General features: G+C 72.3%; 21 protein-coding genes. 14 read left to right on the top strand and 7 right to left on the bottom strand.

From position 1 onward, the window contains the following. Positions 1-6: 6 nt before the first annotated feature. Both ABZ840_RS12400 and ABZ840_RS12395 read right to left on the bottom strand, forming a co-directional pair. The gene (locus ABZ840_RS12400; protein WP_361557520.1) at positions 7-594 is read right to left on the bottom strand and encodes a response regulator; all 588 of its coding nucleotides are present in this window, start codon (positions 592-594) and stop codon (positions 7-9) included. Between the two features lie 25 nt (positions 595-619). Next, complete coding sequence (locus tag ABZ840_RS12395; RefSeq protein WP_361557766.1) at positions 620-4675, bottom strand: HAMP domain-containing protein; 4056 nt, start codon at positions 4673-4675, stop codon at positions 620-622. Between the two features lie 199 nt (positions 4676-4874). Between ABZ840_RS12395 and ABZ840_RS12390 the strand changes: the two genes are divergently transcribed. Both ABZ840_RS12390 and hemW read left to right on the top strand, forming a co-directional pair. Further along, complete coding sequence (locus ABZ840_RS12390) at positions 4875-6881, top strand: SpoIIE family protein phosphatase (protein WP_361557517.1); 2007 nt, start codon at positions 4875-4877, stop codon at positions 6879-6881. A gap of 45 nt (positions 6882-6926) precedes the next feature. After that, positions 6927-8159 (top strand): radical SAM family heme chaperone HemW, encoded by a 1233-nt coding sequence (gene hemW / locus ABZ840_RS12385; RefSeq protein ID WP_361557515.1) that lies wholly within the window; start codon positions 6927-6929, stop codon positions 8157-8159. A gap of 12 nt (positions 8160-8171) precedes the next feature. Here the strand turns inward: hemW and ABZ840_RS12380 are convergent, their stop codons facing one another. Next, the gene (locus ABZ840_RS12380) at positions 8172-9005 is read right to left on the bottom strand and encodes a DUF3097 domain-containing protein (RefSeq protein WP_361557512.1); all 834 of its coding nucleotides are present in this window, start codon (positions 9003-9005) and stop codon (positions 8172-8174) included. A 39-nt stretch (positions 9006-9044) separates the two neighbouring features. Further along, entirely contained in the window at positions 9045-9779 is a 735-nt protein-coding gene (locus ABZ840_RS12375) for an MBL fold metallo-hydrolase (protein WP_361557509.1), read from the bottom strand. A 273-nt stretch (positions 9780-10052) separates the two neighbouring features. On the opposite strand from ABZ840_RS12375, the gene hrcA reads away from it, so the two are divergent. The 4 genes from hrcA (at position 10053) to ABZ840_RS12355 (ending at position 14224) form a co-directional block, all read left to right on the top strand. After that, the gene (gene hrcA / locus ABZ840_RS12370) at positions 10053-11069 is read left to right on the top strand and encodes a heat-inducible transcriptional repressor HrcA (protein ID WP_361557507.1); all 1017 of its coding nucleotides are present in this window, start codon (positions 10053-10055) and stop codon (positions 11067-11069) included. Further along, entirely contained in the window at positions 11070-12203 is a 1134-nt protein-coding gene (dnaJ, locus tag ABZ840_RS12365; protein WP_361557504.1) for a molecular chaperone DnaJ, read from the top strand. It begins immediately after the preceding gene. 174 nt (positions 12204-12377) lie between these two features. Then, positions 12378-13484: a nitronate monooxygenase gene (locus tag ABZ840_RS12360; protein ID WP_361557502.1), complete on the top strand. Its 1107-nt coding sequence runs from the start codon at positions 12378-12380 to the stop codon at positions 13482-13484. Then, positions 13481-14224 (top strand): 16S rRNA (uracil(1498)-N(3))-methyltransferase, encoded by a 744-nt coding sequence (locus ABZ840_RS12355; RefSeq protein WP_361557499.1) that lies wholly within the window; start codon positions 13481-13483, stop codon positions 14222-14224. The genes ABZ840_RS12360 and ABZ840_RS12355 overlap by 4 nt, the downstream gene beginning before the upstream one ends. 30 nt (positions 14225-14254) lie before the next feature. Here the strand turns inward: ABZ840_RS12355 and ABZ840_RS12350 are convergent, their stop codons facing one another. Next, complete coding sequence (locus ABZ840_RS12350) at positions 14255-14683, bottom strand: OsmC family protein (protein ID WP_361557496.1); 429 nt, start codon at positions 14681-14683, stop codon at positions 14255-14257. A 204-nt stretch (positions 14684-14887) separates the two neighbouring features. On the opposite strand from ABZ840_RS12350, the gene ABZ840_RS12345 reads away from it, so the two are divergent. The 3 genes from ABZ840_RS12345 (at position 14888) to ABZ840_RS12335 (ending at position 17379) form a co-directional block, all read left to right on the top strand. Continuing rightward, complete coding sequence (locus ABZ840_RS12345; RefSeq protein ID WP_361557493.1) at positions 14888-15769, top strand: hypothetical protein; 882 nt, start codon at positions 14888-14890, stop codon at positions 15767-15769. Positions 15770-15839: 70 nt separating this feature from the next. After that, a complete protein-coding gene (locus ABZ840_RS12340) occupies positions 15840-16199 on the top strand; it encodes a histidine triad nucleotide-binding protein (protein WP_361557490.1) in 360 nt (119 codons plus the stop codon). A 163-nt stretch (positions 16200-16362) separates the two neighbouring features. Further along, positions 16363-17379, top strand: coding sequence for a ribonuclease Z (locus ABZ840_RS12335; RefSeq protein WP_361557487.1), 1017 nt, complete (start codon positions 16363-16365; stop codon positions 17377-17379). Here ABZ840_RS12335 and ABZ840_RS12330 read toward each other — a convergent pair. Together ABZ840_RS12330 and ABZ840_RS12325 are read right to left on the bottom strand one after the other, a co-directional pair. Next, on the bottom strand, positions 17367-18143 hold the full coding sequence (locus ABZ840_RS12330; protein ID WP_361557484.1) for an HAD family acid phosphatase: 777 nt from the start codon (positions 18141-18143) through the stop codon (positions 17367-17369). The genes ABZ840_RS12335 and ABZ840_RS12330 overlap by 13 nt on opposite strands. Before the next feature lie 134 nt (positions 18144-18277). Further along, positions 18278-19093 carry an IclR family transcriptional regulator gene (locus tag ABZ840_RS12325; RefSeq protein WP_361557482.1) on the bottom strand — a complete coding sequence of 272 codons (816 nt, stop codon included), beginning with the start codon at positions 19091-19093 and terminating at the stop codon, positions 18278-18280. A gap of 197 nt (positions 19094-19290) precedes the next feature. On the opposite strand from ABZ840_RS12325, the gene ABZ840_RS12320 reads away from it, so the two are divergent. The 5 genes from ABZ840_RS12320 (at position 19291) to ABZ840_RS12300 (ending at position 25381) form a co-directional block, all read left to right on the top strand. Continuing rightward, entirely contained in the window at positions 19291-20226 is a 936-nt protein-coding gene (locus ABZ840_RS12320) for a 5-dehydro-4-deoxyglucarate dehydratase (RefSeq protein WP_361557479.1), read from the top strand. Next, positions 20223-21551 carry a glucarate dehydratase family protein gene (locus tag ABZ840_RS12315; protein ID WP_361557476.1) on the top strand — a complete coding sequence of 443 codons (1329 nt, stop codon included), beginning with the start codon at positions 20223-20225 and terminating at the stop codon, positions 21549-21551. Before ABZ840_RS12320 ends, ABZ840_RS12315 begins: the two co-directional genes overlap by 4 nt. A 301-nt stretch (positions 21552-21852) precedes the next feature. Continuing rightward, complete coding sequence (locus ABZ840_RS12310; RefSeq protein ID WP_361557473.1) at positions 21853-22938, top strand: S-(hydroxymethyl)mycothiol dehydrogenase; 1086 nt, start codon at positions 21853-21855, stop codon at positions 22936-22938. After that, on the top strand, positions 22938-23567 hold the full coding sequence (locus tag ABZ840_RS12305; protein ID WP_361557471.1) for an MBL fold metallo-hydrolase: 630 nt from the start codon (positions 22938-22940) through the stop codon (positions 23565-23567). The genes ABZ840_RS12310 and ABZ840_RS12305 overlap by 1 nt, the downstream gene beginning before the upstream one ends. A gap of 95 nt (positions 23568-23662) precedes the next feature. Next, positions 23663-25381, top strand: a complete 1719-nt coding sequence (locus ABZ840_RS12300; protein ID WP_361557468.1) for a hypothetical protein — start codon at positions 23663-23665, stop codon at positions 25379-25381. Positions 25382-25383: the final 2 nt, after the last annotated feature.

Below are 25383 nucleotides of genomic sequence, written 5' to 3'. Positions count from 1 at the left end.
CAGGCGTCACGGGCGTCCGTGGCGCAGTGCCCGTACCGTTTCCTCCAGCGCGGCCATCCGCGCGCGCAGTTCACCCGCTTCGAGCTGGTCGCCGGCGGCCAGCGCCTCCTCCATGACGGCGATCCGGTCCGCCAGTTCCTCGATGCGGTCCCGGTCCTGCTGCCGCAGCCTGCGCAGCTGGCGGCTCTTCTGGTGCAGTTCGAGGAAGACCTTCACCTTGGCGCGCAGTACCCACGGGTCGAAGGGCTTGGTGAGGTAGTCGGCCGCTCCCGTGGAGTAGCCGCGGAAGGCGAAGCCGGAGTCGGCGTCGGTTCCGGTCAGGAAGATGATCGGGATGTGCTTCGCCTGGTCGAGCCGCTTGATGTTGCTCGCGGTCTCGAAGCCGTCCATGCCGGGCATCAAGATGTCCAGCAGGACCACCGCGAACTCCTGCCTGAGCAGTGCTTTCATCGCTTCCTCACCGGACCGCGCGCGAACGAGCGGTTCGCCGAGTGAGCGCAGCACGGCTTCCAGGGCGGCGAGGTTCTCTTCCATGTCGTCGACGAGGAGGATCCCCGCCCGGTCGTCGCTGCGGATGCTGGTGACGTGGGTCATGACTGGCCTTCTGGCTGGTGTGCTCCTACGGACACTGGTGTTCGTCGCCCCCGTCGGCCGCTTGTGGCGGAGCCGTGTCGTCTTCGCGGCCCGCGGGTGCCCCGCCGTCGGAGGACGGTGCGGGCGAGCGGTACTTGGAGAGCAGATCGACGGCGACGTTCAGCAGCCGGTCCACGTCGAGGGGCTTGGGGAGATAGTCGTTGGCGCCTGTCTCCAGGGATTTCTCGCGGTCGCCCGGCATTGCCTTGGCCGTCAGGACGACGACCGGGAGGTCGGCGTACCGGGGCGTGCGCCGGATGGCGCGGATTGTCTCATAGCCGTCCATTTCCGGCATCATGATGTCCATCAGGACGAAGTCGATACCGGGGTTCTTGCCGAGCATCTCGATGGCCTCCCGGCCGTGCTCGGCGTAGACCACCCGCATGCCGACCCGGCTGAGGACGTTCGTCAGCGCGAAGGCGTTCCGGATGTCGTCGTCGACGACCAGCGCCTGCGCGCCCGACAGCAGCTCGCCGGTGGCGCCCTTGGCCCACTGCTCCACATTGGACACGGCGGGCCAGGAGCTCTCCTCCGGGGACCCGCTGGGCGCGGGGAGGGGGAGCAGCGGCTGGGGAAGCTCCGGAGCGTCGTCGGCGGCCGCTTCCTCGGTGACTTCCTGGGCAAGGGCGGCCGGCTGCTCGACGATTTCCGCGGTGCCCCGGCACCTGACGGGGATGCGGAAGACGAAGACGGAACCGGCGCCGGGCTCGCTCGCGGCCGTCAGGACGCCGCCCAGCAGGCCCGCGATCTCCCTGCTGATGGACAGGCCGAGGCCCGTACCGCCGTACTTCCGGTTGGTCGTGCCGTCCGCCTGCTGGAACGCCTCGAAGATGACCGGCAGCTTCTCGGGCGCGATGCCGATGCCGGTGTCGGTGACGGTGAAGGTGACGGTCTCCTCGGCCGCCACGTCCACGCGCAGGTCGATCTTGCCCTTGGGGGTGAACTTCAGGGCGTTGGAGAGGAGGTTCCGCAGCACCTGCTTGATCCGCTTCTCGTCGCTGTACAGCTCCTTGGGCACGGCTTCGGTCACCGAGACCTCGAAGGCCAGACCGCGGTCCAGGGTGAGCGGGCGGAAGGTGTCGTGGACGTAGTTGAGCAGCTTGATCAAAGGAACCCGGGCAGGAAAGACGTCCATCCGGCCGGCTTCGATCTTGGAGAGGTCGAGGATGTCGTTGATCAGCTGGAGGAGTTCGGAGCCGGAGCGGTGGATCATCGCCGCGCTCTCCACCTCGTGCCGGCTGAGATGGCCGTGCTCGTTGTCGATGAGCATCTGGGCGAGGATCAGCAGGGAGTTCAGCGGGTTGCGCAGCTCGTGCGACATGTTCGCCAGGAACTCGGTCTTGTACCGCGAGGAGCTGGCCAGCAGCGCCGCCTTCTCCTCCAGCGCGGCGTTGGAGCGCTGCAGCTCGGCCTGACGGCGCTGCAGCTCGCCCGTGCGCTCCTGGAGCTGCCGGGCCAGCCGCTGGGACTCGCTGAGCAGCGACTCCGTACGGGAGTTGGCGACGATGGTGTTGATGGCGACGCCGATGGTGTTCACGAACTGGTCGAAGAAGGCGAGGTGGACGTCGGAGAAGCGGGAGAAGGACGCCAGCTCGATCACGCCGAGGGTCTGGTCCTCGAAGAGCACGGGGATGATCGCGACGGTGGTCGGGGCCGCCTCGCCGAGCCCGGAGTCGACCTTGATGTAGTCGGCGGGCACCTCCTCCACCAGGATGCGCTTCTTTTCGATGGCCGCCTGGCGCACCAGGCCGTGGCCGTGCGAGCCGGGGGTGTCGATGCTGGCGTCGTGCGCCGAGCCGTACCCCGCGATGAAGTCCAGGCGCAGCTCGTCGGTCTCCGAGCTGGCCAGGAAGAACGCGCCGTACTGCGCGTTCACCAGCGGCGTCAGCTCGCGCAGGATCAGATCGGCGACCTCCACCAGATCGCGGTGGCCCTGCATCAGCCCGGCCAGCCGGGCGAGGTTGGCGTCCAGCCAGTCCTTGGCGCGGGTGGTCTCGCGGAGGTTGGACACCATCATGTTGATGTTGTTCTTCAGCTCGTCGACCTCGCCGCGGGCCTCGACCGTGACGTTGCGCGTCATGTCCCCGGAGGCCACCGCGCTGGTCACCTCGGAGATCGCCCGGACCTGCGTGGTGAGGTTCAGCGCCAGCTCGTTGACGCTGGTGGTGAGGGACTTCCACGTGCCGTAGACGCCCTCGACCCGGGCCTGGCCGCCGAGCTGACCCTCGCTGCCGACCTCGCGGGCCACCCGGGTCACCTCGGAGGCGAACGAGGACAGCGTGTCGACCATGGTGTTGAGCGTGGTCTTCAGCTCCAGGATCTCGCCGCGCGCGTCCACGTCGATCTTCTGCGACAGATCGCCCTGCGCGACGGCGGTCGCGACGAGCGCGATGTTGCGTACCTGAGTGGTGAGGTTGGAGGCCATGAAGTTGACGTTGTCGGTGAGGTCCTTCCAGACCCCGGACGCGCCGCGGACCTGCGCCCGGCCGCCGAGGTTGCCCTCCGTACCGACCTCGAAGGCCACCCTGGTGACCTCGTCGGCGAACGCGCGCAACTGGTCGACCATGCCGTTGACGGTCTCCTTCACCTCCAGGATCTCCCCGCGCGCGTCCACCGAGATCTTCTTCGACAGATCGCCGTCCGCGACCGCCGTGGTGACCTGGGCGATGTTGCGTACCTGGGAGGTGAGGTTGGAGGCCATGAAGTTGACGTTGTCGGTGAGGTCCTTCCAGACCCCGGACGCGCCGCGGACCTGCGCCTGACCGCCGAGATTGCCTTCCGTACCGACCTCGCGGGCCACCCGGGTGACCTCGTCGGCGAACGCGGAGAGCTGGTCGACCATCGTGTTGATCGTGGTCTTCAGCTCCAGGATCTCGCCCTTGGCCTCCACCGTGATCTTCTTGCCGAGGTCGCCCTCCTTCACCGCCGTCGCCACAAGGGCGATGTTGCGCACCTGAGTGGTGAGGTTGTCCGCCATGAAGTTGACGCTGTCGGTGAGGTCCTTCCACATCCCCGACACCCCGCGCACCTGAGCCCGGCCGCCCAGCCGCCCGTCCGTACCGACCTCGCGGGCCACCCGGGTGACCTCGTCGGCGAACGCGGAGAGCTGGTCGACCATCGTGTTGACGGTCTCCTTCAGCTCCAGGATCTCGCCGCGCGCGTCGACCGTGATCTTCTGGCTGAGATCGCCGTTGGCCACCGCCGTGGTGACCTGCGCGATGTTGCGTACCTGGGAGGTGAGGTTGGAGGCCATGAAGTTGACGTTGTCCGTGAGGTCCTTCCAGACCCCGGAGACGCCGGGCACCTGGGCCCGGCCGCCCAGCCGGCCCTCCGTACCGACCTCGCGGGCCACCCTCGTGACCTCGTCGGCGAACGCGGAGAGCTGGTCGACCATCGTGTTGACCGTCAGTTTCAGTTCCAGCAGCTCGCCGGTGGCCTCGACCGTCACCTGACGCGTCAGGTCGCCGCGCGCCACCGCCGTGGTCACCGCCGCGATGTCGCGGACCTGCGCGGTCAGCCGGGCGGCCATGGTGTTGACCGCCTCCGTGACGTCCCGCCAGCTCCCGGACAGCCCCGCGACCTTGGCGCGGCCGCCCAGCCGCCCTTCGTTGCCCGACTCCCGGGCCACCCGCGTGACCTCGCCGGTGAACAGCGAGAGCTGATCGACCATGGAATTGACCGCGCGGCCCAGCTGGCAGCGGTCGCCGCGCAGCTTGCGATGGCCGTCGTGCAGCTCGACGCGCTGCGTCAGATCACCGCCCGCCACGGCGTTCAGCACTTTCGTCGCCTGGGCCGCGGGGAACACCAGCGCGTCGATGATGTCGTTGGCCGCGAGCACGGAGGAGGTCCACCTGCCCTGGCCGGGGCTGGCCGTCATCCGCTCGTCCAGCCGCCCCTGGCGGATCAGCTCCGAACGGAGCCGCATCAGCTCGTCGGCGTGGTGCTGCGTACGGATGACGATGTCGTTGAAGGCTCCGTGCAGGTCGCCGAGGACACCGTCGTGCGCCACGGGGAGCCGGGCACGGAAATCACCTGAGGACATCGAGAGGAGTGCGGAGAGCAGCGGCTTGAGGTCGGCCGCGCGCACCCAGCCGGTTCCTGCCTCCCGCGGAACGCGGGGCACTGCGGAATCCACCGACATAATGACCCACTTCAGTAACTCGGTGCGAATGGGTGGGCTCAGTCTGTCACCCTGGCGATGGCGCAATCGGCGCTATTGCGGAACTGCTCGGGAGTGCTCAATGGGGACGACAACTCCGTCGGAAACCGACGTGGTGCGCAGGCGGACCGCGGCGCGGCCCGACGCCCTGCCCGTCCAGGAGCACACCGAGGCCGCCGACGACACCGGCGGGGGTGGTCGACAACGCGCCGAGGGCGCATACGGAAGCGAGGCCTCCCGCACCGTCGGGCTGCCCGGCTCGCCCATCGCGGCGCGCGCCGCCCGGCAGTTCGTCCGTACGACGCTGGCCGACTGGATCACCCGCGGGCTGCCCGGCGCGCAGCACCTCACCGAGCGCACCGCCGACGAGGCCGAACTGCTCGCGAGCGAGCTGGTCACGAACGCCGTCGTGCACGCCGGGACCGCCGTCGAGCTGCTCTGCCGACTGGACGAGGACGGCCCGCACACCGCCGTGGTCGTCGAGGTCTCCGACCACCACCCGGCCCGCCCGGTGCGCGGCCGGCACGACGCCGTGACCGCCGAGGGCGCAGGCCGCGGACTGCAACTGGTCGGCGCGCTGGCCGACGCCTGGGGCATCACCTACCGGCGCACGCTGAAGACCGTGTGGTTCCGGGTGGCGGCGGACTCGCCGGAGGCGGTGTACGAACCGCCGGTGGAGGTCTTCGACCCGGACGGCGCGGCGCCCGGTGGGCAGGCCACCGTCCTGATGTCGCCCGGGCCGCAGCGGGCCGCGCTCCGCCGCTGCGAGGTCGAGCGGCTCAACCACGGCGCGCTGTCCTTCCTCGCCGAGGCCTCCGACCTGCTCAGCGGGCAGCTGGACGCGGACCAGGTGGCCGCGCTCGTCGCGCAGCTGATCGTGCCGCGGATGGCCGACTGGTGCGCGGTCTGGCTGGACGACGGCGGCGACTTCGGCGCGCCCCGCCTGGCCCGCGTCTGGCACGCCACGGAGAGCCGCATCGACGGCCTGCGCGAGCTGCTGGTGAAGGACCCGCCGGTGCTGACCGGCCGGGGCGTCGACGGCCAGACCATCGGCGCCGGGCCCTGGCCGTGGCCCGGCGAGCCCAGCGGCTTCGGCCCCGGCGGCGCGGCCCTGGCCTGCCCGCTGGTCTCGGGCGTGCGCCGGCACGGCATGCTGCTGATAGGCCGGGCCGGCATCGTGCGCTTCCCCGACGAGGTGGTCTCGCTCATCGAGGACCTGTCGGGCCGGGTGGCCAGGTCCATCGCGACCGCCGACGCCTACACCCGCCAGGAACGCATCAGCCGGGTGCTGCAGCGCAGGCTGCTGCCGGGGCGGCGCGCCGACGTACCGGGCGTGGCCTCGGCCGTGGTGTACGAACCGCGCGAGGGCGCCTGGGCGGGCGGCGACTTCTGGGACCTCTTCCAGTCGGGCCCCGGCCGCTGGTGCTTCATGCTCGGCGACGTCTGCGGCAGCGGCCCGGAGGCGGCGGCCGTCACCGGCCTGGCCCGCCCGGTGCTGCGGCTGCTGGCCCGCGAGGGGTACGGCGTCGGCGAGGTGCTGGACCGGCTGAACCGTACGGTCGCGATGGAGGCCGCCGACTCCGTCGCCGCGGTGGCCGCGGCGGTGGTCGAGGCCGGCCCCGAGGCGGACATGCAGCCCGGCTACCGCGAGGAGAGCGAGCAGGCCCGCTTCCTGTCCCTCCTGTACGGCGAGATCGTGCCGCACGAGGGCGGCGCCGGGGGTGCCCGCTGCACGATCGCCAGCGCCGGCCACCCGCTGCCGCTGGTCCTCGGCACGGACGGCACGGTACGGGCGGTCGCCGAGCCGCAGATGCTGCTCGGCGTCCTGGAGGACACGGCGTACGAGACCGAGACCTTCGACCTCGCGGCCGGGGAGACGCTGCTGTGCGTCACCGACGGCGTGACCGAGCGCCGCTCGGGCGGGCAGCTCTTCGACGACGAGGACGGCCTCGTGCGTGCCCTCGCGGAGTGCGCGGGGCTGGGCGCGGACGGCGTTGCCGAGCACCTCAGGAGCCGGGTGCACGCCTTCGCGCCGACCCCGCCCGACGACGACCTGGCACTGCTGGTCCTCCAGGCGCTGCGGCCGTAGGGGCACGGGGGAGAGGGCACTCGCCGGGTACCGGACAATGGAGGCATGCCTTCTGCACTCCCCGACGGCGAGCCCCTGCCCGAGGACGGGGCGCTGCCCGCCTCCGCCCTGGCCGGAGCGGGCGAGCGGCCCCTCGGGTTCTATCTGCACGTGCCGTACTGCGCGACCCGCTGCGGATACTGCGACTTCAACACCTACACCGCGAACGAGCTGCGCGGCTCCGGCGGCGCCCTCGCCTCGCGCGAGAACTACGCCGACACGCTGATCGAGGAGATCCGGCAGGCCCGCAAGGTCCTCGGCGCCGACCCCCGGCGCGTCGAGACGGTCTTTGTCGGCGGCGGCACGCCCACGCTGCTCCCGGCCGCCGACCTCTCCCGCATGCTCGCCGCCATCCGCGACGAATTCGGCTTCACGCCCGACGCGGAGATCACCACCGAGGCGAACCCGGAGTCCGTCGACCCGCGCTACCTCGCGGAACTCCGTGCCGGCGGCTTCAACCGGGTCTCCTTCGGCATGCAGAGCGCCAAGCAGCACGTCCTGCGGATCCTCGACCGCACGCACACCCCCGGCCGCCCCGAGGCCTGCGTCGCCGAGGCCCGCGCCGCCGGCTTCGACCACGTCAACCTCGACCTGATCTACGGCACGCCCGGCGAGTCCGACGACGACTGGCGGGCCACCCTGGACGCGGCCGTCGGCGCAGGCCCCGACCACGTCTCCGCGTACGCGCTGATCGTCGAGGAGGGGACGCAGCTCGCCCGCCGCATCCGCCGCGGCGAGGTCCCGATGACGGACGACGACGAGCACGCCGACCGCTACCTCATCGCCGAGGAGGCCCTGACCGCGGCGGGCTTCACCTGGTACGAGGTCTCCAACTGGGCCACCTCGGCCCCGGCCCGCTGCCGCCACAACGAGCTGTACTGGACCGGCGCCGACTGGTGGGGCGCGGGCCCCGGCGCGCACAGCCACGTCGGCGGCGTCCGCTGGTGGAACGTGAAGCACCCCGGTGCGTACGCCCAGGCGCTCTCCGAGGGCCGCACCCCGGGCGCGGGCCGCGAGGTCCTGTCGGCCGAGGACCGCCGCGTCGAACGCATCCTCCTGGAACTCCGGCTGGCGGCCGGGTGCCCGCTGTCCCTGCTCCGCCCCGACGGCCTCGCCGCGGCGGAGAAGGCCCTGGCCGACGGCCTCCTGGACCCGGTCCCGTACGAGGCCGGCCGGGCCGTCCTGACCCTGCGCGGCCGGCTCCTCGCGGACGCGGTGGTGCGGGACCTGGTCGACTGACCCCGGCCGGGATCAGTCCGCCGGCGCCGTGACGAAGTCGATCAGCTCCTCGACCCGCCCCAGCAGCGCCGGCTCCAGGTCCTTGTACGAGTGGACCGAGGCGAGGATGCGCTGCCAGGCGGCGCCCGTGTTCTCCGGCCAGCCGAGTGCCCGGCAGACGCCCGTCTTCCAGTCCTGGCCGCGGGGGACCGACGGCCAGGCGGGGATACCGACGGAGGCGGGCTTCACGGCCTCCCAGATGTCGATGTAGGGATGGCCGACGATCAGGACGTTCGCGTCCGTGACCGAGGCGGCGATACGGGACTCCTTGGAGCCGGGCACCAGGTGGTCGACGAGGACACCGAGCCGGGCGTCCGGGCCGGGGGAGAAGGAACCGACGATCGCGGGAAGGTCGTCGACGCCTTCCAGGTACTCCACGACGACGCCCTCGATGCGCAGGTCGTCGCCCCAGACGCGTTCCACCAGCTCCGCGTCGTGGCGGCCCTCGACGTAGATGCGGCCGGCCCGGGCGACACGGGCGCGGGCGCCGGGGACGGCGAGGGAGCCGGAGGCGGTGCGCCGCGGCCCCTGGGGGCGCGCGGACGCGGCGGAGGGGCGTACGAGCGTGACGACCTTGCCCTCCAGCAGAAAGCCTCGGGGCGTCATCGGGAAGACCCGGTGCTTGCCGAAGCGGTCCTCCAGGGTGACGGTCGGGCCCTCGGCGGTCTTCTCGCAGCGGATGACGGCACCGCAGAAACCCGTGGTGACCTCCTCCACGACGAGGTCGGGCCCGGCCGGTACCTCGGGCGCGGGGCGCTGCTTCTTCCAGGGAGGGGTCAGGTCGGGGCCGTATTCTCTGCTGCGCATTCGACAGACGATATGCGGGCCGGGCGTCCCCCGGGTGGGCTAGCCGGGCGACACGCCGAAGCGGCGGGCCAGCTCCTTGCGCTGGGCGCGGACGAAGCGGGCATCCACGACGGCTCCGTGGCCGGGCACGTACCGCGCGTCCTCGCCGCCGAGGGAGAGCAGCCGGTCCAGCGCGCCCGGCCAGCAGGCGGGGAGCGCGTCCGGCCCGGCCTGCGGTTCCCCCGACTCCTCGACGAGGTCGCCGCAGAAGACGATCTCCGGCTCGCCCGGCCCGCACCGCACGCAGACCGCCAGGTCGTGGGCGGTGTGCCCGGGTCCGACGTTCGCCAGCAGGACGCGGCGGTCGCCCAGGTCGAGGGTGCGCTCCCCGCAGATCGGGTGATCGGGGACGACGAGGGTGTCCACGGCCACCGCCGTCGCCTCCGGGTCGGCCCCGTTCCGTACCGCGTCGCCGGCCAGCGCCTCCGGCTCGCGGCGCAGCAGCTCGCCCAGCCCGGTCGGCCCGAAAACCGTCACTCCCGCGAACGCCGCGGTGCCCAGCACATGATCGAAGTGCGGATGGGTGAGGACGATGTGCGTCACCTCACGACCCAGGACGTCGCGCACCTGGCGGCGCAGCTCGGCGCCCTCGCGCAGCCCGGACCCGGTGTCGATCAGCAGAACGCCGGTGGTGCCGGCCACGACCCCGACGGTGGCGTCCCAGGTCGGCAGCCGGCGCCGCGCGACGCCGTCCGCGAGCCGCTCCCAGCCGGCCTCTTCCCAAGTCGTGCGCATACCGCGACGCTAGCCCGTATACCGGGAAATCGCGCGCGGCCGCCCGGCTGACCTGGGCCGATCCCGGGGACATGGACCGGCCTCGGCGCGATACGGTGGCCCGCCGGGCCGCGAGCCGTGTCGCCCGGCCTTGCCCCGGCCGTGCTACCCGGCCGTACACTGGACGGGGTTTGGCACTCGGACAGGTCGAGTGCCAGGGACGGCCGGCCGGGCCGCCCCGGACGGGACGGCCGCGAGCGGCCTGGCGAGAGCGCGGGACTGGAGGTGTGCGCGATGCTCAGCGAACGCAGACTCGAAGTGCTGCGTGCCATCGTCCAGGACTACGTCGGCACCGAGGAGCCCGTCGGCTCCAAGGCGCTCACGGAGCGCCACCAGCTCGGCGTCTCGCCCGCCACCGTCCGCAACGACATGGCCGCGCTGGAGGACGAGGGCTTCATCGCCCAGCCTCACACGAGCGCCGGCCGAATCCCCACCGACAAGGGCTACCGCCTGTTCGTCGACAAGCTGGCGGCCGTCAAGCCGCTGTCGGGTCCCGAGCGCAAGGCGATCCACAGCTTCCTCGACAGCGCGGTGGACCTCGACGACGTCGTGGCCCGTACGGTCCGGCTGCTCGCGCAGCTGACCCGGCAGGTCGCGGTGGTGCAGTACCCCTCGCTGACCCGGTCCACCGTCCGGCACGTGGAACTGCTGTCGCTGGCGCCCGCGCGGCTCATGCTCGTCCTGATCACCGATACCGGGCGGGTCGAGCAGCGCATGATCGACTGCCCCGCGCCGTTCGGCGAAACGTCCCTGGCGGACCTGCGGGCGCGGCTCAACAGCCGTGTCGTGGGACGCCGGTTCACGGACGTGCCGCAACTGGTGCAGGACCTGCCCGAGTCCTTCGAGACGGAGGACCGGGGCACGGTCTCGACAGTGCTGTCGGTGTTGCTGGAGACTCTGGTGGAGGAGACCGAGGAGCGACTGATGATCGGCGGTACCGCCAATCTCACGCGCTTCGGTCATGATTTCCCGCTGACGATCCGGCCGGTGCTGGAGGCGCTGGAGGAGCAGGTCGTGCTCCTCAAGCTGCTGGGAGAGGCCAAGGACTCGAGCATGACCGTGCGCATCGGGCACGAGAACGCTCACGAGGGCCTCACTTCCACATCGGTCGTCGCCGTCGGCTACGGTTCGGGCGACGAGGCAGTCGCCAAACTCGGCGTGGTCGGACCGACCCGCATGGACTACCCCGGAACGATGGGAGCGGTACGCGCAGTGGCACGTTACGTCGGACAGATCCTCGCGGAGTCGTAAGTGGCCACGGACTACTACACGGTCCTCGGTGTCAGTCGCGACGCCTCGCAGGACCAGATCAAGAAGGCTTTCCGGCGGCTGGCGCGCGAGCTGCACCCGGATGTGAACCCGGATCCCAAGACCCAGGAGCGGTTCAAGGAGATCAACGCCGCTTACGAGGTGCTGTCGGACCCGCAGAAGAAGCAGGTCTACGACCTCGGCGGGGACCCGAACTCCCAGGGCGGCGGCGCCGGTGCCGGCGGCTTCGGCGCGGGCTTCGGCAACTTCTCCGACATCATGGACGCGTTCTTCGGCACGGCGTCGCAGCGCGGGCCGCGCTCGCGCACCCGCCGCGGCCAGGACGCCATGATCCGGCTGGACGTGGAGCTGCACGAGGCCGCGTTCGGCACGACCAAGGACATCCAGGTCGACACCGCCGTGGTGTGCACGACCTGCTCCGGCGAGGGCGCCGCGCCCGGCACCTCCGCGCAGACCTGTGACATGTGCCGCGGCCGCGGCGAGGTCTCGCAGGTCACCCGGTCCTTCCTGGGCCAGGTCATGACCTCGCGGCCCTGCCCACAGTGCCAGGGGTTCGGCACGGTCGTACCGACCCCGTGCCCCGAGTGCGCGGGCGACGGCCGCATCCGGTCCCGCCGGACGCTCACGGTCAAGATCCCGGCCGGTGTCGACAACGGCACCCGCATCCAGCTCGCGGGCGAGGGCGAGGTCGGCCCCGGCGGCGGTCCGGCCGGTGACCTGTACGTCGAGATCCACGAGGTCGCGCACCCGGTCTTCCAGCGGCGCGGCGACGACCTGCACTGCACGGTCACGATCCCGATGACCGCGGCGGCGCTGGGCACGAAGTGTCCACTGGAGACGCTGGACGGGGTACGCGACGTCGACATCCGGCCCGGCACCCAGTCCGGCCAGTCCATCCCGCTGCACGGCTGCGGCATCACGCACCTGCGCGGCGGCGGCCGCGGTGACCTGGTCGTCCACGTCGAGGTGCAGACCCCCGGCAAGCTCGACGCCGAGCAGGAGGAGCTGCTGACCCGGCTCGCCAAGCTCCGCGGCGAAGAGCGCCCGACCGGGCAGTTCCAGCCGGGACAGCAGGGGCTGTTCTCGCGGCTCAAGGATGCCTTCAACGGACGGTAGGCGCCGGGCCGGGGGTCCGGGGGGCGTCCCCCGGGCAGGCACAGTCAGCCTGGTCAGCAGGGGCTGTTCTCGCGGCTGAAGGACGCCTTCAACGGCCGGTAGAAGCCGTTGGTGTGTACGGATCACGGCCGCCCCCGATTCGGGGGCGGCCGTGACGCGTGACACGATATGGGCATGCCCACCGCGCTGACCGAGCTGAGCGCTCACCCGATCGTGCAGGCTCCCATGGCCGGCGGCGCCTCGTGCCCCGAGCTGGCCGCGGCCGTCAGCGGGGCCGGCGGCCTGGGCTTCCTCGCCGCGGGCTACAAGACGGCCGACGGCATGTACCAGGAGATCGAGCGGCTGCGCGGATTGACCGGCCGGCCCTTCGGCGTGAACCTCTTCATGCCGCACCCGGAGCTCGCCGACGACGCGGCCGTCGACGTCTACCGCGACCAGCTCGCGGGCGAGGCCGACTGGTACCGGACCGCGCTCGGCGACCCCCGGGGCGCCGCCGACGACGGGTACGAGGCCAAGCTCGCCATCCTCCGCGAGGACCCGGTACCGGTCGTCTCGTTCACCTTCGGCTGCCCCACCGCCGAGACCGTCGAGTCCCTGGCCAGGGTGGGCACGTACACCGTCGTGACCGTCACCACCGCCGCCGAGGCGCGCGCCGCGCAGGCGGCCGGCGCCGACGCCGTGTGCGTGCAGGGCATAGAAGCGGGCGGCCACCAGGGCACCCACCGCGACGACCCGCAGAGCGACGGCACCGGCGCGGGCGTCGGCCTGCTGGCGCTGATCGCCGAGGTCCGCGAGGCGGTGCGACTGCCGCTCATCGCGGCGGGCGGCCTGATGCGCGGCGCGCAGATCGCCGCCGTACTGGCGGCCGGCGCGGCGTCCGCGCAGCTCGGTACGGCCTTCCTGGCCTGCCCCGAGTCCGGCGCCCACCCGCTGCACAAGCAGGCGCTGACCGACCCCCTGTACACGCGCACCGAGCTGACCCGAGCGTTCTCCGGGCGCCCGGCCCGCGGGCTGGCCAACCGTTTCCTGCGCGAGCACGGCCCGTACGCGCCGGCCGCCTATCCGGCCGTCCACCTCCTCACCTCCCCGGTACGCAAGGCCGCGGCCAAGGCCGGCGATCCGCAGGCCATGAGCCTGTGGGCGGGCCAGGGCCACCGGCTGGCCCGGCGGCTGCCCGCCGCCGAGCTGATGGAGGTGCTGGCGGCCGAACTGGCCGCGGCGCGCGCCGTATCGAACCCCGCCGGCCCCGCCGGATCCGGACCTCTTGGGAGTGCCTCGTGACCGCCCCGGTCTTCCTCGTCGACTCGCTGGCCGGCGCCGCGCCGGGCGCGGCCCTCACCCTGGACGGCCCCGAGGGACGCCATGCGGTGTCCGTACGGCGGCTGCGCGTAGGCGAGGAGATCGTGCTGACGGACGGCTCGGGACGCGGCGCGTACGGGACGGTCGCCGCGGTCGAGGGCAAGGACCGCCTCGACGTCGCGGTGACGGACGTACGGACCGAGGAGGCGCCGCTGCCCCGCATCACGGTCGTGCAGGCGCTGCCCAAGGGCGACCGCGGCGAACTGGCCGTGGAGACCATGACCGAGACCGGCGTGGACGCGATCGTGCCGTGGCAGGCGTCCCGTTGTGTGACGCAGTGGAAGGGCGAGCGGGGCACCAAGTCGCTGACGAAGTGGCGCAATACGGCGAGGGAAGCCGGAAAGCAGGCCCGCAGGCTGACGTTCCCGGAGGTCGCGGCGGCGGCCTCGACGAAGGACGTGGCGGAGCTGCTGAGCGGCGCCGCCTTCGCCGCCGTGCTCCACGAGGAGGGCAGCGAGCCGCTGGCCCGCGCCGAACTCCCCGCCGACGGCTCCATCGTGCTGGTCGTCGGGCCCGAGGGCGGGGTGTCCCCCGAGGAGTTGGAGCTGTTCGCGGCGGCCGGGGCGAAGCCGTACCGGCTCGGCGCGAGCGTGCTGCGCACCTCCACCGCCGGCACGGCCGCCACGGCGCTGCTGCTGGGCCGTACGGGCCGCTGGGACTGAGCGCAGCGGGGCCCGTACGGCCCCGCGGCCTCAGATCAGCGTGGCGTTGAGCGTGATGTTCTTGACGCCCGCCAGCGCCTGGCTGACCGGGCAGTTCTTCTTGGCGTCCTCGGCCGCGGCCTGGAAGTCGTCCTGGGACAGGCCGGGCACCTTGGCCTGCACGGTCAGCGCGATGGCGGTGATGCCCTCGCCCGGCTGGAAGGTGACATCCGCCTGGGTGTCGACCGATTCGACGGTGTACCCCTTGCCCGCCAGGCCGTGCGAGAACGCCATGGAGTAGCAGGACGAGTGGGCCGCCGCGATCAGCTCCTCGGGGCTGGTCTTCCCGCCCGGCTCCTCGGCGCGGGCCGGCCAGCTCACGTCGTACGTACCGACCTTGGAGGAGTCCAGGGCCACCTGGCCCTTGCCCTCCATCAGGTTGCCTTCCCAGTGGGTCTTGGCCGTGCGCGTCGTTGCCATGGTGGGTCGCTCCCGTAGGTGGCGGAACTTGACTCTTCGCGCCCCAGGTTAGTGATGATCGGCGTGGCCCGGGCAGCGCCGCGCGGAGTTGGCCGGAGCGGGCCTGTCGGGCCGCGCGGCCCCGATGGCACGCTGCGGGGCATGAAGGGACGCGTGCGGGGCCGTTGGTTACGGGCGTTGGCAGCGGCGGGGGCCGCGGGTGCGGTGGCCGCAGGAACAGCGGCGTGCGAGCCCAACGGCTACTCCAACACATCGGCGATAGCGGTGACGACGGACCGTCAGGGGACCCGGGCGCTGGAGTGGGAGAGCGTCAATGTGAGCTGGCTGAGCTGTACGGCGTCGGCGCCCAACGGCGGCGAACCGGCGCCCAGGGCGACCGACGGCTCCGCCCCCGTCACGACGGGCCGCGCCCGGGTCAGCTGCCAGGGCCAGACCGTCAGCGGGGAGCGGATCACCCTCACCGGCAATGTGACCCGGGAGGTCAGCGGCCGGTGCGTGGAGGGCAGCGGCCTGGTCGCCAGGGTCGATGACCGGGTGATCTTCCGTACGAACACCATCGGCAACTGCAACGCCCCGGCCTCCGGCAGCACGGACCGGCCGAACGAGGGGTCCACCTCCCGTCCCGCACGCGACGACGACAGCGGGGGCGGCGGCGAGGACGGCAACACCGGCGGCGGTGGCGGCAGCGAGCCCGGCAACAGCGGCGGCAACAGCGGCGGCAACAGCGGTGGTGGCGGCGACAACGGGGACGACAACGGCAACGGGAACGACAACGGCGGGGGCGGCCAGAACGACGACGGCTGGAACGGCGACGGCCACGACGACGGCAACGGCGACGGCAACGGCGACCACGGTGACGGTCACGAGGACTGCCCCGACGGCGACCACGACAACGGACACCACGACGACCAGGGCGACCACGACGAGGGCAAGTGGGACGACGGTAAGAACGGTGACGGCAAGTGGGACGACGGCAAGAACGGTGACGGCAAGGAAGACGACGGCGAGTGGGACGAGGGCAAGGACGGCAAGGACGACGGGGGCGACGGCGCGAAGGACCGTTCCGGCACGTGGGTGGCACGGTAGTGACGGTCTCCCGGCCCCCGGTCGGTACGATGCGGGTCGTACGAGCCGACGACCCGTGAGGAGCGCTCCGGTGGCGGGAGAACCGCAGGCCGACTGCCTGTTCTGCAAGATCGTGGCGGGCGACGTGCCCGCCACGATCGTCCGAGAGACCGAGACGACCGTCGCCTTCCGCGACATCAACCCCCAGGCGCCGACCCACGTCCTGGTGATCCCCAAGGTCCACCACCCGGACGCCGCGTCGCTGGCCGCCGCCGAGCCGCAGATCGCCGCCGACGTGCTGCGCGAGGCGGGCGAGGTCGCGGCCGAGGAGAAGATCGACGGCACCGGCTTCCGCATCGTCTTCAACACCGGCTCCGGCGCCGGCCAGACCGTCTTCCACGCGCACGCCCACGTACTCGGCGGACGCGGCCTCAACTGGCCCCCCGGCTAACCACTGGGGGCTGCCCTGAGGACAAATCGGCCCTGTGGACAACTCCGGGGCGCCCCTCCCGGCCGCATAAAATCCCCGGTCGTAAGGGGGGCCACATGCCGAACCGTTACTGCTCGGCAGCCCCTCGCCCCCCGCCCCCGCCCCTCGGAGCAGGATCAGCACCTTGTCCGTACGCGAACTGGTCGTCCTCGGCACCGCCAGCCAGGTGCCCACCCGGCACCGCAACCACAACGGCTACCTGCTGCGCTGGGACGGTGCCGGGCTGCTCTTCGACCCCGGTGAGGGCACGCAGCGCCAGATGCTGCGGGCCGGGGTCGCCGCGCACGACCTGAACCGGCTGTGCGTCACGCACTTCCACGGTGACCACAGCCTCGGCCTGGCCGGGGTGATCCAGCGCATCAACCTCGACCGCGTGCCGCATCCGGTCACCGCGCACTACCCCGCGAGCGGGGCGCACTTCTTCGAGCGGCTGCGCTATTCGACGGCGTACCGGGAGACCGTGCGGCTGCACCAGGAGCCGGTGTCCGGTGACGGCGGCACGCTCGCCGAGACGCCGGCCTTCACGCTCACCGCGCGCCGCCTCTCGCACCCCGTCGAGTCCTACGGCTACCGCCTCCAGGAGCCGGACGGGCGGCGGATGCTGCCCGAGCGGCTGGCCGCGCACGGCATCGCGGGACCGCAGGTCGGCCGGCTGAACCGGGAGGGCTCGGTCGTCCGCGAGGACGGCCGTACGGTCACCCTGGAGGAGGTCAGCGAGGTACGGCCGGGCCAGTCGTTCGCGTTCGTGATGGACACCCGGCTGTGCGCCGGCGCGCACGAGCTGGCGGCGGGCTGCGACATGCTCGTCATCGAGTCCACGTTCCTGGACGGCGACCGGCAGCTGGCCGAGGAGCACGGCCACCTGACGGCGGGCCAGGCGGCCAAGGTCGCGCGCAACGCCGGCGTCCGGCACCTGGTGCTCACGCACTTCTCACAGCGCTACGCGGACCCCGCGGAATTCGAGCGCGAGGCCCGCGCGGCCGGTTACGACGGCGAACTGACCGTCGCCCGGGACCTGATGCGGGTGCCGCTGCCCAAGCGCCGCCCGGCCCCGGGCGCGGGCACCGGCAGAGCCTCGGACACCGGCCAAGCCTCGGACACCGGCAGCGCCCCGGGCGCGGGCCCCGGTCAGGGCAGGTAGTACATCGGGTTCGGCAGCTTGAAGGTGCGGTTCGCGTAGCCGCCCTTCAGGTCCGAGTGCTGGTCGCCGAAGTTGGCCACGATGTCGTAGCCCTGCGACTCGATGTGCTTGCGGGTGCCCGCCTTGTACTCGATCGTCGAGCAGGTGCTCCCGCAGGGCAGGTAGGCCGGCGGGTTCTTCTTGTCCTTGAGGTAGACGTGGCCGCGGTCCAGCGGGACGTCGTAGCCGACGTTCTTGAGGTTGCGGACGCTCCAGTCGCGCTGGGCCTCCTTGCGGCCGGTGACGAAGAAGACCTCGTACCCCTTGGCGCGGGCACGGTTCACCAGCGCGTCCATCCCGAAGACCGGCTCCATGTCGTGGCTCTTCAGGTACGCGTCCTGGGCCTTCTCGTCGAAGGCGAAGCCGATCTCCAGCTCGAAGTTGTAGGTCAGCAGGGTGGTGTCGTCCATGTCGAGCACGATGGCGGGCTTGCCGGAGCCGCTGTGGTGGCGCGCGGCCGAGTCCAGGTACCGCTGCGCCTTCGCCTCGATGCCGCGGACCTGGCGGGCGTAGTTGCTCTTGGGGGAGGCGTAGTGCTCCCCGTCGGCGGTCACGGTGTCGCCGTAGTACGCCTTGATCCGGTCCTGCACCTGGGTGAGGTTCGGTATTTCCTTGTCCGAGTGCGGGACGGAGTGCTCGGCGGTGGCCTGGCCGACGCCGAACGCCGTGGTGGCGGCGACGGCCGTGGCGGCGGCGAGGGCGCCCAGGCGCGCGCGGAAACGCATGTACTTCTCCTGCGGGGTGGGGCGGAAAGGGGGACCCCGGTAGATCTAGCAGGCGTTGCTTCTGCGTATCTACGCGCGGAGATTAAATGCTTGGCAAAGCATGGCAAGGGGGCGTGAGGGGAGTCGGGGAGCGGTCAGCGCCACTCGGGCGCGCCCGCGCCCGGTGCGCGCGGCACGGCGGCCTCGATCTTCGCGCGCGCCTCGGTCATGACGGCGACGATCCGCCGCTCGTGCTCCTCGCCGAGCCGGACGACCGGGACGGAGGCGCTGATCGCGTCGGTCGCGGGGGAGTCGTACCGCTCGTACCGGTCGTACCGCAGCGCGAAGCCGAAGCCCGCGATGCCCGCCACGCCCTCCTCGCGCTCGATCGCGTAACCGCGTGCGCGGATCCGGGCCAGATCGGCGACCAGGGCCGCCCGGTCGGTGAGCGTCCGCTCCGTCAGCGCCTCCAACGGGCCGTCCGGAAGCGGCAGTTCGTCATCCGGGCGCTCGGCGAGCAGCGACTTGCCGAGCGCGCTCGCGTGGGCCGGCAGCCGCCGCCCGACCCGGCTGATCGTCCGGAGGTACGCGTGCGATTCGCGGGTGGCGAGGTAGACCACGTCCGGGCCGTCCAGCCGGGCCAGGTGCACGGTCTCGCCCAGCGCCTCGGACGCCTCGTCGAGGTACGGGCGCGCGGCCCGCACCCGGGGGTCGGTGTCGAGGTAGCTGGTGCCCGCGAGCAGGGCGTGGATGCCGATGCCGTACAGCGAACCGGTGGTGTCGGTGCGCACCCAGCCGCGGTCGATGAGGGTCTGGAGCAGCGCGTACATGCTGCTGCGCGGTACGCCCAGCTCCTCGGCCAGCTCACGGAGCCGGGCCGGGCGGTCGCCGCGGGCCGCGAGCACCTCCAGCAGCTCGACGGTGCGGGCCGCCGACTTCACTTCGCGGACCCCGCCGCCCCTCTCCGACATGGGCCGATGGTAGCCGCGGCGGGCGGCGGCAGCTTTGTACGGGTGCGGGACCCTTCGGCGGCGGCAGCCCCGTACGGGTGCGATGCCTTCCGGCGGCGGCAGCCCCGTACGGCTGCGGGGCCTATTGACGCCGATCGTGCGCATCTCTAGCCTCCATTCTCATCCATGGACGCCATCTACATATGGAGACAGTCCTCATGTCGGACCCGACGGTCACCGAACGGCTGCGCACGGGCATGGCCCGCGGCGTGCTGTCCTTCCCGCTCACCTCCTTCACCGACGACGGCGCGCTGGACCTGCCCGCCTACCGCGACTACCTCGCGAGCCGGATCGCGGCCGGGCCCGGAGCGCTCTTCCCGGCCTGCGGCACCGGCGAGTTCTTCTCCCTGGACGAGACCGAGTACGGCCAGGTGATCAGCGCCGCGGTCGAGGCGGCGGACGGACGGCTCCCCGTCGTCGCGGGCGTCGGCTACGGGTGGCCGCAGGCCGTCCGGTTCGCCCGGATCGCCGAGGAGGCCGGGGCCGACGCCGCGCTGCTGATGCCGCACTACCTCGTGAAGGCCCCGCAGGACGGCCTGGTCGCGCAGGTGCGCGAGGTCGCCTCCCGCAGCCGGCTGCCGCTGATCGCGTACCAGCGTGACCACGTCGCCTTCTCCGCCGCCGCCGTCCGCCGGATCGCGGAGATCCCCGGCGTCATCGGCCTCAAGGACGGCCACAGCGACCTGGACCGGCTCCAGCGCCTCAAGCTCGCCGCGCCCGACGGCTTCCTGTTCTTCAACGGCGCGGCCACCGCCGAACTCCAGGCCCGCCAGTACGCGAGCCTGGGCGTCATCGCGTACTCCTCCGCCGTGCACGCCTTCGCGCCCGAGATCTCCCGCACCTTCTTCACGGCGCTCGGCGAGCGGGACGACGCCACCGTCGAGAAGCTGCTGACCGGTTTCTACATCCCCTTTGTAGAGCTGCGGGACCGGGTGCCCGGGTACGCCGTGTCGCTCGTCAAGGCGGCGGCCCGGCTGCGCGGCCTGCCCGTCGGCCCGGTACGCGCCCCGCTCACCGACCCCTCGTCCACCGATCTCACCGACCTCGCCGCGCTCCTGGAGCGCGGCCTCGATCTGGTAGGGGCCACCCGATGACCGGCAGCCCGACGACGCACCCGCAGCCCGCCGCGGACCTGGCCGTCGCCGAGGTACGGCTCACCCCGATCCTGGTCGCCGACCCGCCGCTGCTCAACACCCAGGGTGTGCACCAGCCCTACACACCACGGCTGATCATCGAGGTGGTCACCGCGGACGGTGTCACCGGCCTCGGCGAGACCTACGGCGACACCAAGTACCTCGACCTCGCCCGTCCGCTGGCCGGGGCCCTCACCGGGCGCTCGGTCACGGACCTGAACGCGCTGCCGGCGCTGGCCGCCGAGGTCTGCGGCGACTCACCGGACGCGACCGCCGCCGGCGCGGTGGACGTCGGCGGCCTGCGCGGCGTCCAGACCGCCGACAAGCTGCGCCTCTCCGTCCTGTCCGGCTTCGAGGTCGCCTGCCTGGACGCGTGGGGCAAGGCCGCCGGGCTCCCGGTGCACGCCCTGCTCGGCGGCAAGGTCCGTGACCGCGTCGACTACAGCGCCTACCTCTTCTACCGCTGGGCCGAGCACCCCGGCGGCCGCGGCGAGGCCGACGACTGGGACGCCGCCGTCGACCCGGCGGGCGTCGTCGCCCAGGCACGGAGGCTCGCCGACACCTACGGCTTCGGCTCGTTCAAGCTCAAGGGCGGGGTCTTCGAGCCGAAGGAGGAGATCGCCGCCATCCGGGCGCTCGCCGAGGAGTTCCCCGGCAAGCCGCTGCGGCTGGACCCGAACGGCGCCTGGTCGGTGGAGACGTCCCTGATGGTCGCCGAGGAGCTGAAGGACGTCCTGGAGTACCTGGAGGACCCCACCAGCACCACCGACCGCATGGCGCAGGTCGCGGCCCGTACGGAGGTCCCGCTCGCCACCAATATGTGCGTGACGACCTTCGACGAGATCGCCGAGGCGTTCACCCGGGGCGCCGTCCAGGTCGTCCTCTCCGACCACCACTACTGGGGCGGCCTGCGCAACACCCGCGAACTGGCCGCGATCTGCCGCACCTTCGGCGTCGGCGTCTCCATGCACTCCAACACCCACCTCGGCATCAGCCTCGCCGCCATGACGCACGTCGCGGCCACCGTGCCCAACCTCCACCACGCCTGCGACAGCCACTACCCCTGGCAGACCGAGGACGTACTCACCGAGCGCCTCACCTTCGAGGGCGGCGCCGTCGCGGTCACCGACACCCCGGGACTGGGCGTCGAGCTGGACCGCGACCGGCTCGCCGCGCTGCACCGGCGCTGGCTGGACGACGACGGCAGCCAGCGCGACCGGGACGACGCGGCCGCCATGCGGACCGCCGACCCGGAGTGGACGACACCGGCCGTGCCCCGCTGGTAATGCCCCTGCTGTCGGCGGTCTGCCGGAGCTCGAGGTGGGGCTGCTCGTCGCGCTCTGCCTGGCCGCCATGGGTTTCAAGACGTCTTCCCCCGTCTTCCGGACCATCCCGCAGAGCTGTCCGGACGCCCGGATCGGGGCCACTCGCGGCGGCCTCATCGGCCGCTCCCGGCGGGTGCCGGAGCGGGAGGAACCGTTTTCGGCCGGGTATGCATGCTCGTCCAGGGGCGAGGCCTCTGGGCGGGAATGCGCCGGGCGCGTACGGTATGGGTCCCGCACGTGATCATCGAAAGGGGCTGCTCCCATGGCGCAGGAAGTACGCGGAGTCATCGCACCGGGGAAGGGTGTGCCGGTGCGGGTGGAGACGATCGTGGTGCCGGATCCGGGTCCGGGTGAGGCCGTGGTGCGGGTGCAGGCGTGCGGGGTGTGTCATACGGACCTGCATTACAAGCAGGGCGGGATCAATGACGAGTTTCCGTTCCTGCTGGGGCATGAGGCGGCGGGCGTGGTGGAGTCGGTGGGCGAGGGTGTCACCGAGGTCGGGCCCGGGGATTTCGTGGTGTTGAATTGGCGTGCGGTGTGTGGTCAGTGCCGTGCGTGTCTGCGGGGGCGTCCGCAGTACTGCTTTGCGACGCACAACGCGGAGCAGAAGATGACGCTCCGGGACGGTACGGAGTTGTCGCCCGCGCTGGGTATCGGCGCGTTTGCGGAGAAGACGCTGGTGGCGGCGGGGCAGTGCACGAAGGTGGATCCGGCGGTGTCGCCGGCGGTGGCGGGGCTGCTGGGGTGTGGGGTGATGGCGGGTATTGGTGCGGCCATCAACACCGGCAACGTCGGCCGGGGCGATTCGGTGGCCGTGATCGGCTGTGGTGGCGTCGGCGACGCGGCGATCGCCGGGGCGCGTCTGGCGGGTGCGGCGAAGATCATTGCGGTGGATATTGATGATCGGAAGTTGGCGAAGGCGGAGTCGATCGGCGCCACCCACACGGTCAACTCCAAGGCCGCGGATCCGGTGGAGGCGATCCGGGAGCTGACCGGTGGCTTCGGCGCGGATGTCGTCATCGAGGCGGTAGGCCGCCCGGAGACGTACAAGCAGGCGTTCTATGCCCGTGATCTGGCCGGGACGGTGGTTTTGGTGGGTGTGCCGACGCCGGAGATGACGTTGGAGCTGCCGCTGCTGGACGTTTTCGGGCGGGGTGGGGCGCTGAAGTCGTCCTGGTACGGGGACTGTCTGCCCTCCCGGGATTTCCCGATGCTGGTGGATCTGCATCAGCAGGGTCGCCTGGATCTGGGGGCGTTCGTGACGGAGACGATCGGTATCGAGGACGTGGAGAAGGCGTTCGCGCGGATGCATGAGGGTGACGTTCTCCGCTCGGTGGTGGTGCTGTGATGGCGGCGCGTATCGAACACCTGGTGACGTCGGGGACGTTCTCGCTGGACGGCGGGACCTGGGACGTCGACAACAACGTCTGGATCGTCGGCGACGACGAGGAAGCGGTCGTCATCGACGCGGCGCACGACGCCGACGCGATCCTCGCCGCGCTCGGCGGACGGCGGCTGCGGGCGATCCTCTGCACGCACGCGCACGACGACCACATCGACGCCGCGCCGGCGCTGGCGGCCCGTACCGGCGCGACGATCCATCTGCACCCCGACGACCTGCCGCTGTGGAAGCAGACCTATCCGAGCGGGGCGCCGGACCGGGAGCTGGCGCACGGACAGGTGCTGACCATCGCCGGTACGGACCTCACGGTGCTGCACACGCCGGGACACGCGCCGGGCGCGGTCTGCTTCCACGCGCCCGACCTGGGGGTCGTGTTCAGCGGTGACACGCTCTTCCAGGGCGGGCCGGGCGCGACCGGGCGATCGTTCTCGGACTTCCCGACCATCGTCGAGTCCATCCGCGAACGGCTGCTGACCCTGCCGCCCGGGACCAAGGTGCTGACCGGTCACGGCGACAGCACCACCATCGGGGACGAGGCGCCGCACGTGGAGGAGTGGATCGCGCGGGGCCACTGAGACGGGGCCGTAGCGGTGTCACTTGCTGCCGGTTTTCGAACCTTTGCGCCGCTATCCCCTGCACTCTGTCAGGCGGGCCGGTTACCGTGCTCGGTATGGCAACCAGCACAGCATCGACCGCGCACGGATACGCATTGCTGATTGCCGCCGATCCGCCGGTACGGCGGGCACTGCCGGCGACCACCGTGTTGCCGCAGCTGGCCGCCGTTCCGCCGGCGCACCTCGTGGGTGCCGCGTACGCCAGTGCCGTGCAGTTGGCCAACCCCGACGACCCGAACACGGTGCTGACCCACATCCGCACCGCGGCCGGCGTCGAGGGCCCGCTGTTCATCTATCTGGCGGGGCACCTCCAGGTGGACGCGCGGCAGAGCAGACCGCACCTGGCGCTGGCCCGTACGGCGCCGCGCACGGTCCGGTACACGGCGCTGCCGTGGCACTGGCTCGCCGCGGAGCTCCAGCACCGGGCGCCGGGCAGCACCACGGTCGTGGCCGACCTGGCGGCGGCGCCGGAGGTCTGGCAGCAACTGGGCGCGGGGCAGCTGTCGCTGGGCGGACCGTTCCTGCTGTACGGCACGGTGCAGCGGACCGACAAGCGGAGCCGGCCGCAGCCGGCGTACACCCAGGCCCTCGCGCAGGCCCTGCGCGCGGCACACCAGCGGCCCGGCACGGAGGAACTGCACGCCCACGTGGCGCGCACCGCCGCACTGGACGGGGCGGCGACGCTCTGGCTGGGCGGGGTGCCGGCCGCCGACGGGGCGCCGGGCGGGTGGCCGGCGGCTGCCCGGTACGACGCGCCTGTTGCCGGGTACGGGGCGCCGTCGGCTGCCCAGTACGACGCGCCCGTTGCCGAGTACGGGGCACAGCACGGGGCGCCTCGGGCCGAGTACGGCGGGCCGGTGCCGGAGTACGACGCACCTGGGCTGGAGTACAGCGCGCCGGTGCTGGCGTACGGCGCGGCCGCGCCCGAGCCGGGACCTGCGGCTGGCGCTGCGGCTGAGCCGGAGCCGACGCCGGAGGCCGTGTACGAGGCCGACGTGGCCGCTGACGTGGCTCACGAGGCGGCGGAGACCACGGCCGCCGCGCCGGAGCCGGCGTCCGCGTCGGAGCCGGACGACTATGAGCTGGCCCCCGCGGCCCCACCGGCCTCCCCGGGGGCGACGCCTCCCGAGGCGTCCGAGCTGCCCGAGGCGGCGTCCTCCGAGACCCCCGAGGTGCAGCTCTCCAAGGCCCCCGAGGCGGCGCCTCACGAGGCCCCCGAGGCACAGCGTTCCGAGTCCCCGGAGGGCACCGCTCCCGCCGCCACCCCCGTGCCCCTGCCGCCCATGCCCGCGCGGCCGCCGATTCCCGTGGTGGCGGCGATACCCCCGGTGCCGGGCGCGGCGCCCGTCGAGGAGCCGCACCATGCGGTGTTCGCCGCGGCCGCCGCCGGGCGGCACGGCGAGGCCGCCGCGATGGCCGCGGCCTGGGAGCAGGCGGCGCTTCGTAGTCACGGGCCGGTGTCGCCCGAGGCGGTGCACTGGATCGAGGTACAGGCCGAGCTGGCGCGCCAGGCCGAGGAGCCGGCGCGGGCGAGCGGGCTGTGGATGCGGTCCGCGCACGTCCGGCTGGCCGGCGGGCAGAACGCCACGGACCCCGAGGTCACGGCGGCCGTGGACCGCGCCCACCACTGCTGGCACCAGGTCAGCGACCGGGACGGCATCCGGGACCTGGGCGTGGAACTGGCGAACCTGCGCGGCCGGGTGCCGGGCAAGAGCGGCGCCCTCGACGACGTGCAGCGCCGCCTCGCCCAGCTGACCGAGACCGTCCACCGCTAGCG

The organism is Streptomyces sp. NPDC047117, from assembly GCF_040643545.1.
Classification (GTDB): Bacteria; Actinomycetota; Actinomycetes; order Streptomycetales; family Streptomycetaceae; genus Streptomyces.
This window is presented reverse-complemented; position numbering and strand designations above follow the sequence as displayed.

Bases quoted from the DNA above. Each gene is read 5' to 3' on its own strand.
- ABZ840_RS12305 (WP_361557471.1), top strand. From the start codon at position 22,938: ATGGCGGCGCGTATCGAACACCTGGTGACGTCGGGGACGTTCTCGCTG.
- ABZ840_RS12300 (WP_361557468.1), top strand. From the start codon at position 23,663: ATGGCAACCAGCACAGCATCGACCGCGCACGGATACGCATTGCTGATT.
- ABZ840_RS12390 (WP_361557517.1), top strand. From the start codon at position 4,875: ATGGGGACGACAACTCCGTCGGAAACCGACGTGGTGCGCAGGCGGACC.
- ABZ840_RS12400 (WP_361557520.1), bottom strand. From the start codon at position 594: ATGACCCACGTCACCAGCATCCGCAGCGACGACCGGGCGGGGATCCTC.
- ABZ840_RS12395 (WP_361557766.1), bottom strand. From the start codon at position 4,675: ATGTCCTCAGGTGATTTCCGTGCCCGGCTCCCCGTGGCGCACGACGGT.
- ABZ840_RS12350 (WP_361557496.1), bottom strand. From the start codon at position 14,683: ATGGCAACGACGCGCACGGCCAAGACCCACTGGGAAGGCAACCTGATG.
- ABZ840_RS12330 (WP_361557484.1), bottom strand. From the start codon at position 18,143: ATGCGTTTCCGCGCGCGCCTGGGCGCCCTCGCCGCCGCCACGGCCGTC.
- ABZ840_RS12320 (WP_361557479.1), top strand. From the start codon at position 19,291: ATGTCGGACCCGACGGTCACCGAACGGCTGCGCACGGGCATGGCCCGC.
- ABZ840_RS12310 (WP_361557473.1), top strand. From the start codon at position 21,853: ATGGCGCAGGAAGTACGCGGAGTCATCGCACCGGGGAAGGGTGTGCCG.
- hrcA (WP_361557507.1), top strand. From the start codon at position 10,053: ATGCTCAGCGAACGCAGACTCGAAGTGCTGCGTGCCATCGTCCAGGAC.
- hemW (WP_361557515.1), top strand. From the start codon at position 6,927: ATGCCTTCTGCACTCCCCGACGGCGAGCCCCTGCCCGAGGACGGGGCG.
- ABZ840_RS12325 (WP_361557482.1), bottom strand. From the start codon at position 19,093: ATGTCGGAGAGGGGCGGCGGGGTCCGCGAAGTGAAGTCGGCGGCCCGC.
- ABZ840_RS12380 (WP_361557512.1), bottom strand. From the start codon at position 9,005: ATGCGCAGCAGAGAATACGGCCCCGACCTGACCCCTCCCTGGAAGAAG.
- ABZ840_RS12315 (WP_361557476.1), top strand. From the start codon at position 20,223: ATGACCGGCAGCCCGACGACGCACCCGCAGCCCGCCGCGGACCTGGCC.
- ABZ840_RS12375 (WP_361557509.1), bottom strand. From the start codon at position 9,779: ATGCGCACGACTTGGGAAGAGGCCGGCTGGGAGCGGCTCGCGGACGGC.
- ABZ840_RS12360 (WP_361557502.1), top strand. From the start codon at position 12,378: ATGCCCACCGCGCTGACCGAGCTGAGCGCTCACCCGATCGTGCAGGCT.